This is a genomic window from Prosthecobacter sp., assembly GCF_044373815.1.
In the GTDB taxonomy this organism is placed as follows: Bacteria; Verrucomicrobiota; Verrucomicrobiia; order Verrucomicrobiales; family Verrucomicrobiaceae; genus Prosthecobacter.
In genome coordinates this window covers 1-9,372 of record NZ_JBIPNG010000252.1, presented here as the reverse complement: position 1 = coordinate 9,372, position 9,372 = coordinate 1, and the positions used below count along the sequence as shown (strand labels likewise).

Here is a 9,372-nt window from a genome sequence, read left to right as displayed (position 1 = left end):
CTGGTCTCGACCGAGTAGCGATCACCGGCACGTCTGAGTGCCACGACCTGCTTTTCCATCCGTGTTTGCAGGCCCTGCGCCAGGTATTTGGCGACGGCCGTCATTGCTGGCTGGCCACGCCAGCGCGTGTGCCCGTCCGTCGCCGTGGAGAAGCCCTGGCACCATTCCTTCATCATGCCGGCCTCCGCGCCCTGTTTGAGGATCTCTTCAAATCGGGCATCCCGGGTGGTGATGAACTGCGCTCCATGATCAAAGGTGGCTGCGCCGATACGACGACTGGCCAGCCTGCCGCCGAGACCGCGCCCTTTATCCAGCAAAAGCACGCTGCGACCAGCGCTCTGTATCTCACGCGCCGCGATGAGACCTGAGACACCTGTGCCAATAATCAGCACATCAACGCTAGGTTCCTGAGTCGGCATGGAGATTTTCAAAGAATGGAAGCTGAGTTTGGCCCTCGATTGTGGCATGTATTTGGCGGCTTACTTTTCCCCCGCAGGCGAAGAAGTTTGCTCCTGATAGAAAATTTCTGAGTGTCTGAACCTTCTCGGATCTGTGTGAGCTGAAGACTGAATTCAATGCGCAAATTGTGGGGGTTCGTTGTTACAACCCGCAGCTTACGCTTGAGGGTTGCAAACAGATTATGGTATAATCGCTTCATGTGCCGTGGATCGACTGATTACGCTGTCCTCGCGGCGCTTTCACGCAGCCCCAGTGGCGGGGACATCCTGAAAATTTGCGTGAACGCGATTCATTCGGGGGCACGGAAGCATGTGGCCCGAAGAGGCTCCATCGCATGCTGTGCAAGAAACAAGGTCACCAGATCATTCCGGGACAGATGCAGCATAGGGAACTCATGCACCTCCTGCGTGCAATGGTAATCGTGTTTGAGAGGGGCATATTCCAGAAGAAGTCCCAGTTGGTTCCGCATGAAGCGCACGTCCCTCGGGATGGTCTTGGGCGTCACCTCGATCTCCTTTGCCAGCGTGGAGCATTTGCCCGTGCGGATGATCTTGTGGAACTCCAGCACCCGCCACATGGCCGGACGACTGGCTCCTGAGCGGATGGCCTGTATGGAGCTTGGGCCTTGGCCCGTGATCGTCGGGAAGGGGACGCGCAGCTCGACTTCGCCATCGTCCGGGATGACGCCATTTCCGAGGAGTTGCGGCTCAAGTCGACTCTGCCGCTGCGCAAGCGCGTGGCGTTCTCACTCTATGCCCCCCATTGAAGGAGTGATTGGCATCTAAGACTCATGGCGGGTGTCATGTGGGGGTTTTAGTGTGTCCCGATTTCAACGTTTTCTTCAAGAGGCCTTTTGAGAATAGGTGCTTGTCTTTAAAATAATGTCATATTGAGATGGCTAAATTGAATTGGATTCTCATACTAAGTTCCAAGTAAAACATGCCTGCTGCTGCCAGACTAACGGACTTCCACCAATGCCCGATGATGACACCGGGCCTGCCGCCAATTCCACATGTGGGCGGGCCCATCAGCGGCCCGGGATGTCCCACGGTGTTGATCGTGGGACTGCCCGCCGCAACGGTGGGGGACATGGCGGTCTGTGTGGGACCGCCTGACAGCATCATCAAAGGATCTGCAACGGTGATGATCGGGGGCATGCCTGCTGCTCGGATGGGGGATGCGACGGCTCATGGTGGCACGATCATTCTGGGAGCCATGAACGTTCAAATCGGAGGCTGAACCATGGCTGGAGACACTTCTTTTCTCGGGCGAGGCTGGAGCTTTCCGCCTGAGTTCACAAAACCGCTGGGCTTGCCTCAGGCGCTCGGCGCGGTGATGGTTGAAGGCGTTGCTGACATTGAACAAAGCATTGGGCTGATCCTTTCCACGTCACCCGGAGAGCGCATCATGGAGCCAAAGTTCGGCTGCCCGCTCGCGGATTTCATGTTTCGTAATATCGACGTCTCGGTCAAAGCGCTCATCGAAGACAAAGTTCGTGCCGCATTGCTGTGCTTTGAACCACGCATCAGCGTAGACGCCGCCACGGTGGACGCCAGCGCAGCGGCGGAGGGGCGTCTTGAGATCGGGATCGAGTACCGGGTACGAACGACCAATTCGAGGCATAACATGGTTTATCCTTTCAGTCTGGGAGAGGGGACCCTGCTGCAGCTTCCCTAGAGCGGGGAAGAGGAAGCAGCGGAAAGTTTCACCATGGCCAACGACCTTCATCCATCCCGCATGAAATCAATGCGCATGCGCGGCGGCACCAGCCAGAACACCCGCCTGCTGGCTGCGCTGGATCCAGCAGCCGCGCCGCTGGCGGACCGCACGGAAGCCGAACTGCTCGTATGGGCGGCGCGATTCAGCCAGACGGTCCGTTTCTTCAACCGGGAAAATCGGATCGAAGGCAACTGGTCGCCGTTCTTTGAGTCGGAGCCCATCGTGCAGTACGCCATGATCGATGCGCAGAACATGGACATCAGGGCTGCCGCTTTGCATGAGCAGATCCAGTCCTGGCAGCACAGCGCTGTGGCGGAGGGAAATCTGCTTTCGCTGTTGTATGAGCAATGCCAGCGCATCCACCGCTGGCACGGCTTTTTTTCATGCCGCACGGACGAGCATGTCTTCGCGGCAGCCATTGCATCCGCCATAGATCTGACCTTCAGCGCGGCGCTGCAAACCGCACGTTTATGGGAAATCGGGCGCTTGGAATCCGGCGGCACCTGCAAGCTCGACAACGATCTCAGTTCCTTCGACGCGGTGCTTTGGAAAATCAGCGCCGCCTCCACTCCGACCCATGACAGCGCAGTGGTGAAAGCAGACATGGCAGGCATCCTCATGGCCGCACACGCGGCCGAAGAGCGTCTGGTGGACGCAGCGCGCGTGCGTCTCAAAGTGCTGCTGACTTCTCCCTCGCAGCTGGCCCCCCACTTTGCACTCTTCCTGGCCTTCCTGCGGCAGTTGAAAGAGCACGCGCACTCCCGGCTCAATCACCTGACACATGAGCACCTGAATCTCTTTTACCGCGAGATTCTGGAGGAGAGGCCAGCTGCGCCCGTGCCGGATTCTGTCTGCGTTGCCTTTGGCACCGCGCCGGGTGCACAGCGCTTTCAGCTTCCTGCGGGCACCCTGCTGACGGCCAAAGCCCCGGCAGGCAGGCAGACGCTCTATGCACTAACACAGGCCCAGGATCTCTCAGGTTGTCACATTGACCAGCTTTGCACCATGGGTGCCTTGCCTGCTGACGCTTCCACGGTCAATCCGCAGGCGGGTGAGGCCTGGCCCATGGCGGGAGCTTTGCAGCGTTCCTGCCATTCCGCTGCGGCGTCAGGCTTTGCCATCGCTTCGTCATGCCTGCATTTGGAGAGTGGTCACCGCACCGTCACGCTGAAGATCCGCTTTCAGTGCGATGTCGCCCCGCCCGCTCTCACGCAGGGAAATGCAGGACCGCTGGAAGTCTCGGGCATTGATTGCGCTTACAGCGCTGCCACCGGCTGGGTAGTTCCGTTCGCGAAGGCTCAAAACGGGAACCTCTCCGTGACTCTTGATCCAAGCACTTCCCACCAGTTCCTGGCCACCTTGGTGGTCAGGCTCCGGCCAGAAGATCCTCCTTGGGTGAGTCCCGCGCCCGGCTCGTCTCAAGCCGCCATTCATCCAAGCCTGCCGCTGCTCAAAATTTCGCAATGTCAGGTGAGCCTCGCCCCCGCTGGTAGCGTCCACGGCGCTTTGCTCTGGCTGCTGGGGAACGCCCGAGTGACGGACATGACGTTGGAGGTGCAGGTCAGTCAGGCCCGGCCCAACAGCCTCGCAAACAGCATGGGTCCCATCGCACCCGGAACGCCGATGCTGCCGTTCGGTTGCATCCCGGTCGCAGGCGCGGCATTCGTTGCCACCTGTCCTGAGATCGCTATCAAAAAGCTGGAGTCACTGACGCTCGATCTCCACTGGCAAAACCTCCCTTTGGATCCCGCACTCTATCCCGGTGGACTGGCCGGCTACTACAGCGCCTATGCAGAGCTGCTGCAGCGCATGAACCCGGAACTGAAGGCTCCGTTCTGCCGTGCGGCCTATCGGGTGGCCGTGGACTTCTTGAACTGCGGAGAGGCATGCCCGCCGGGTACCGCGGGCAATGAGCTCTTCAATCGTTCCACTCAGAATGATTCCGTGCCTGATGGCGCACCACAGGCATCGCCGGATGAAGTCATCGCTCAAGTGACACGACTCAGCTTCAGCGGAGCCTTGCAGTCTGCAGAGAGGCCACGGCCCAATGCCGACGGCGGCCTCCGTGTCGTACTCACGGCTCCCAGTTATGCCTTCGGTCATTCCCTGTATCCTCAGGTGGTGACCGACATCGCCCTGCGAAACGCCGAGACGATGATGCTCCGCGCGCAGCCTCAGTCAGATTCCGCGACCACGCCGCCCACTCTTCTGCCGCAGGCCAATCCGCCGTTGACTCCCGCGCTGTCAGCCGTGACGCTGAATTACCAAGCTTCCGCCACGGTTTCGTTTGCTGCTGAGCATCAGTCAGACTGCTGCTACCAGATCCTGCCCTTCTTCACACAGCGCCTGCTGTTGCAAAATGGTACTGTTCCTCCCTTGCTGTCACCTGTGGAGACTGGCGTGACCCTTTATGTGGGACTGGCGAAGGTGGCCGCTGCGCAGATGATTTCACTACTGTTTGTCCTGCAGGACAAGGCGGCGGATGCTCTTAAAGAAAGTGAGGCGGACGCGCCGGAATGGAGTGTCTTGTGCCGTGATGGCTGGCAGCCGCGCACAGCTGCATCCCACACTTTGAAAGACCAGACTCATGGCCTGCAGACATCAGGCCTGGTGCAGGTGGCCATTCCTGCGGAGGTGGATGACCAGAGCCGGCTCATGCCTCAGGGCCTCTGCTGGCTCCGAGTGCATGCTCGTCGTCCCGGGTATTTTCCCTCGGTGCTGCAGATCCTGCCACAGGCGGGCATCGCTGTGCGCATGGCCGACTCCGCCACTGCGCCGTGCGCCGATTCCTTGCCGGCGGGCTCGCTCCAGGCGCTGCAAACGCCTGATCCGCGAGTGAAGTCCATCCTTCAGCCATTGCCTTCTTTTGGCGGACGTGCGGCAGAGACTGAGCCGCAGTTCCTCACTCGCGTGAGCGAGCGCCTGCGGCACAAGGGCCGGGCCTGGACTGCCTGGGATTATGAACACCTCGTGCTGCAGCAGTTCCCTGAGATTTTTCACGCTCGCTGTCTACCGCACACACGCCATCCTGGCAGTGGTGACTCACCCGAACATGCCATGCAGGCCGCGGGCCACGTGCTCATCGTGGTGCTGCCGCGCTTGTCTCAGCCGCCCACCGCAGGTCCACCGCGACTGCCCGCAGCCATGCTCTCGCAGGTGGAAGCATGGCTGCGTCAGCGTGCATCGCCAGCGGTCACGCTGCGGGTGTGCAATCCGCGCTATGAAACGCTGCAACTGACGCTTGAGGTGGCATTCGACGGTTCACAGCCGCCGGGCACGGCTCAAGAGCGTCTCAATCAGGAGCTGCGCGAATTCATTTCCCCATGGATCTACCAGCCGGAAACCGTGCTGCTGCCGACCTTCGAGTTTCAACTGGCCGGCTTGAGGGACTTCATCCAGTCACGCCCCTATGTCCGCTCGCTGAATGCCTGCGCCTTCAGCCCCGCGACGCAGGGAGTTCAGGCGGACGGTTGGATTCGTCCGAGCACCGCTTGGTCGATGCTCATCACTGCGGAGCAGCACAACATCATCACATCCGCCGCGCCTTGAGTTCTCACCCTGCCATTTCGCGTGAGTTGTCCGGCGACATCGCGGATGACTTTTCCAAATTGAAAAACGAAGTCTTGAGCTGGTGCGCCGAGTGGTGTGCGCCTTCCGGCGATGCAGGTGCTGGCGGTAAAGTCTGGTCTGATTTCAACGCTCACGATCCCGGTGTGCAAATCGTCGAGGTCATCTGCTACGCACTCACGGAGCTGGCTCATCGCGCGCGTGTGCCTGTGCTCAGCCTGCTGCAGCATGAACGCGGTGGGATCGCATGGAATGAGGGAGCCTTCTTCTCGCCCCCGGACATCCTGCCCATGGCTCCGCTCACTGCGGCGGACTACCAGAAGCTGCTGCTCGACCGCTTTCATCAGCTCTCCCAGGTCAGTTTCACCGCCGGAGAGAACGGGCATCATCTGATCCAGCTCCACCTGCATGAAGTTCCGGACGTGGAAGGAGAGAAGGTGCGGCATCTCGTGGAAGAGCTGCTCTTGCAGCAGCGGAATCTGGGGGAGCGCTTCACCGTCCAGCTGGCGTCTGGAACTCCGCTGACCGGCAAACCGCTCGTCTTTGCCTCCATCGCCGATCGCCAAAAAGACGGCTGCAGTCTGGCCAACATCTTGACCGGGCCGCTGCTGATGCATGGCGCCATTGCGGATGAATTCCTGCCTCTGGTCAATGCCGCGGGGCAGGCTCCGCCTTCCTCCAGGCTCCGCCTTCCTCCAGGCTCCTGCGTGCGCCTGGCTGGAAGATGCCTCAGCCTGATTCCTCATGGCTGTGTCAGGACATGCTGGAGTTTTGCCCACTGCAGCAGAGCTTTCCGAGGAACTATTCCCTCGGGGCCGAGGAACTTTCCGCTTCCGCCCCACCGCTGCGGCGTGCGCAGGTGCAGCAGTTGCGCGGCTATCTTCTGCCCTTCGAGCAACTGATGCGGAACTGCCTTGCGCAGCTGTCCCACCTTCCCAGTCTGTTTTCGGTGCAGCCGCAAACCCAGGCCTACTTCGTGGAGCCTGTTTATGCAGTGCCGGAAGTCCTGTCTCTTCTGCAAGGCTACAATGACGAGAATTTGCCGCTGAGCCGCGAGGACGAGCTCTCGCGTGCGGAAGCTTATCGCGCTGACCTTGCCAATCCCTATCGCCGCCAGCTTGCAGAGCTCGCTGAGTCACCGCAGGAGTTTGCGCAGAGACGCCATCGGTTGCTGGATCACATGCTCGCCCGCTTTGGCGAATCTTTCCCCGGCGATGCCGTGGCCATCCACAACAAGGAGAACCTGCTGAGCCATCTTGCCGAGTTCGGATACCTGCGCGCTGCAGCCGCCGCGTCTTCAGCAATCAGCGGGCAGCCATGGCGGGAGTCCGGTCTTGAAACGAAAACAGCGCTGTTATTGCAACCCGACAGCTCCGAGGAACGCGACCTTGAACCAGACAAGTTTTACTACCTGCTGGAGCATGGACAGCTTGTGCCTCCGGATGGAGCAGATCAAGCTTCAGAGACCTTGGTGCTCTCTCATGTCCTCGTGAACTGGACCGGTAATCCGCTCAGCCAGGCATTCAAAGACGAAGTGGAAGCTCTCATAGAAAATCAATGCGGTGCGCATCTGCTGAACCACTTCCTCTGGTGTGAGCCTGGATCAGCACTTCAGGCTGACTTCCTGCGAATGCACGGGGACTGGACGGTGAACCGGACCGCTGCTGAACCCGCGGCCAACCTTCTGACCTGGCTGAAAGGTATCCATCCATGAGCACCCAGCAACAGCACGTCATTAACTCCATGCGCCTCGACTTGAGCATGCCAGACAAGGCCATGGCGCGCGAAGTACAGGAACGCTTGAGCAGGCTTGCCCATGGGAAATTATTGCCCGCAGTCGAAGCGGTTTTTTCCGAAGTGTGTCCACCCGATGTCACGCATCAGCTGGAACGCCTCGTGGTGGATCTTGGTGTCGTGCCGCTGGATCGGCTGGAGGAAGAAATCCTCGCGCAGCTCATGCCGCAGTTGAAGCTGGCCTTGGGCGAGACTCAGCAGGCCGCGCCGGGACAGGGCGCCTTGGGTTCTCAATCCGCAAGCACGCGTTTTTTAGAGTCGGATGACGTCTTTTACATCGATAATGCGGGGCTGGTCCTTCTCTCGCCTTTCTTCACGCGATATCATGATGCGAATGGCCTGCTCGTGGACGGGCTTTTTCGGGATGACGCAGCGGCAGAACGCGGCGTGCATCTGCTCCAGTTGCTCCTGACCGCGGGCGCAGCGCTGCCCGAGCAGGCGCTGGTGCTGAACAAGCTCCTATGCGGTCTGAGCCCGGCCACTCCCGTGGTGCGCGAGATCGACTCGACAGATGCGGAACGGACCCATGCGAATACGCTGCTGCAGAGCGCCATTCAAAACTGGCCGAGCGTGGGGAATATCTCGCGCGATGGCTTCAGGGGCTCCTTCCTGTGGCGAAAGGGCAAGCTCACGCGTGGGGAGAAGCGGTGGACACTGACCATCGAGCACCGTGGCTACGATGTTCTTTTTTCCTCATTGCCCTGGAGCTTTTCCGTGATCAAACCTCTTTGGATGCCCGACCCGCTGTATGTCGACTGGGTCTGAAAAAACAATGCCATGAAAACCCCGCCCCCGCCTTCCTCCGCCCACGCCCAAGAGCGCCTTGATTTTGCCACCGTGGCAGGTCGTGAGATGGCGTGGCTGGAGAGGTTCATCGAAGTCTGGATCCAGGCTTACTTTCAAGGCACGCCCCCTGATCAGACGCCCATCCCCGCTGCACCCGTGTATGCGCCCAAAGCCCATGCCTACGGTGATCTCATTCTGCGCCTGAACATGGGGCCGGAGGAGCGCCTGCTTCTGGCCTTGGCCCTGGCGCCATCCATCGCGCCGCAGATCCTCGATATTTTTCTGCATCGCACGGCAGAGCGCGAACACCTCACCGAATTCGGCGGTGCGAAGGGGACCAACCATCGCGGCTTTTTGCCGACGGCAGAGACCGCGCTGTTTCTCCTGGCAGGAAATGATCTCGCGCGGCGGTTCCGGCTGCTGCCGCTGTTTGAGCCTGAGCATTACTTTTACCGGGAAAACATCCTGTGCCTGCAACGCGCGGCGGAGAATGATCCGCCGCAGTGCAGGGCGTTGCTCATCGCCCCGGCCTTTCTGCGCTTAATGATCACCGGCGAGGAGCAGAAGCCAGATTTCAGCATGCACTTTCCCGCGCGGCGCATCAACACACAACTGACCTGGGACGATCTCATTCTCGAACCTGCCGCGATGGAACAGGTGCTGGAAATCCGCTCATGGGCGCAGCACGGCGCCAAACTGCTGGGGGAGTGGGGGCTGGGGCGCCGGATTTCACCCGGCTACAAAGTCCTGTTTCATGGACCGCCGGGCACGGGCAAGACACTCACCGCATGCCTGTTGGGTCAGTCGCAGAATGTGGACGTCTATCGCGTGGATCTTTCGCAAGTGGTGTCCAAATACATCGGTGAGACGGAGAAGAATCTGGCCGGTGTCTTTGACCAGGCCATGGACAAGAACTGGATTCTTTTCTTCGACGAGGCGGATGTCCTCTTTGGCCGGCGCAGCCAGACCCCCCAAGAGGACGACCGCTATGCGAACCAGAAGGTCTCCTACCTGCTGCAGCGCGTGGAGGATTTCCCCGGGCTCGTG

Annotated in this window: 10 protein-coding genes; 8 read left to right on the top strand and 2 right to left on the bottom strand. The window is 60.1% G+C overall.

Translation table 11 applies throughout. The annotated features are described in order from the left end of the window. The coding region (locus ACIREA_RS19160) for an FAD-dependent oxidoreductase (RefSeq protein ID WP_397383943.1) at positions 1–419 on the bottom strand (419 nt) is incomplete at its 3' end. A gap of 329 nt (positions 420–748) precedes the next feature. Beyond that, entirely contained in the window at positions 749–1,036 is a 288-nt protein-coding gene (locus ACIREA_RS19155) for a hypothetical protein (RefSeq protein WP_397383942.1), read from the bottom strand. A gap of 48 nt (positions 1,037–1,084) precedes the next feature. On the opposite strand from ACIREA_RS19155, the gene ACIREA_RS19150 reads away from it, so the two are divergent. From ACIREA_RS19150 to ACIREA_RS19115, 8 genes are all read left to right on the top strand, one after another. Then, on the top strand, positions 1,085–1,225 hold the full coding sequence (locus tag ACIREA_RS19150) for a hypothetical protein (RefSeq protein WP_397383940.1): 141 nt from the start codon (positions 1,085–1,087) through the stop codon (positions 1,223–1,225). Between the two features lie 173 nt (positions 1,226–1,398). Beyond that, complete coding sequence (locus ACIREA_RS19145; RefSeq protein WP_397383939.1) at positions 1,399–1,698, top strand: PAAR domain-containing protein; 300 nt, start codon at positions 1,399–1,401, stop codon at positions 1,696–1,698. Between the two features lie 3 nt (positions 1,699–1,701). Then, the gene (locus ACIREA_RS19140) at positions 1,702–2,136 is read left to right on the top strand and encodes a GPW/gp25 family protein (RefSeq protein ID WP_397383938.1); all 435 of its coding nucleotides are present in this window, start codon (positions 1,702–1,704) and stop codon (positions 2,134–2,136) included. A gap of 60 nt (positions 2,137–2,196) precedes the next feature. After that, positions 2,197–5,727, top strand: coding sequence for a hypothetical protein (locus tag ACIREA_RS19135; RefSeq protein ID WP_397383937.1), 3,531 nt, complete (start codon positions 2,197–2,199; stop codon positions 5,725–5,727). Continuing rightward, entirely contained in the window at positions 5,724–6,647 is a 924-nt protein-coding gene (locus ACIREA_RS19130) for a hypothetical protein (RefSeq protein WP_397383936.1), read from the top strand. Before ACIREA_RS19135 ends, ACIREA_RS19130 begins: the two co-directional genes overlap by 4 nt. Before the next feature lie 47 nt (positions 6,648–6,694). Continuing rightward, positions 6,695–7,459, top strand: a complete 765-nt coding sequence (locus ACIREA_RS19125; RefSeq protein ID WP_397383935.1) for a hypothetical protein — start codon at positions 6,695–6,697, stop codon at positions 7,457–7,459. Next, positions 7,456–8,304, top strand: coding sequence for a contractile injection system tape measure protein (locus ACIREA_RS19120; RefSeq protein WP_397383934.1), 849 nt, complete (start codon positions 7,456–7,458; stop codon positions 8,302–8,304). Before ACIREA_RS19125 ends, ACIREA_RS19120 begins: the two co-directional genes overlap by 4 nt. Positions 8,305–8,316: 12 nt before the next feature. Further along, a partial coding sequence (locus tag ACIREA_RS19115; protein ID WP_397383933.1) for an ATP-binding protein occupies positions 8,317–9,372 on the top strand: 1,056 nt, incomplete at its 3' end.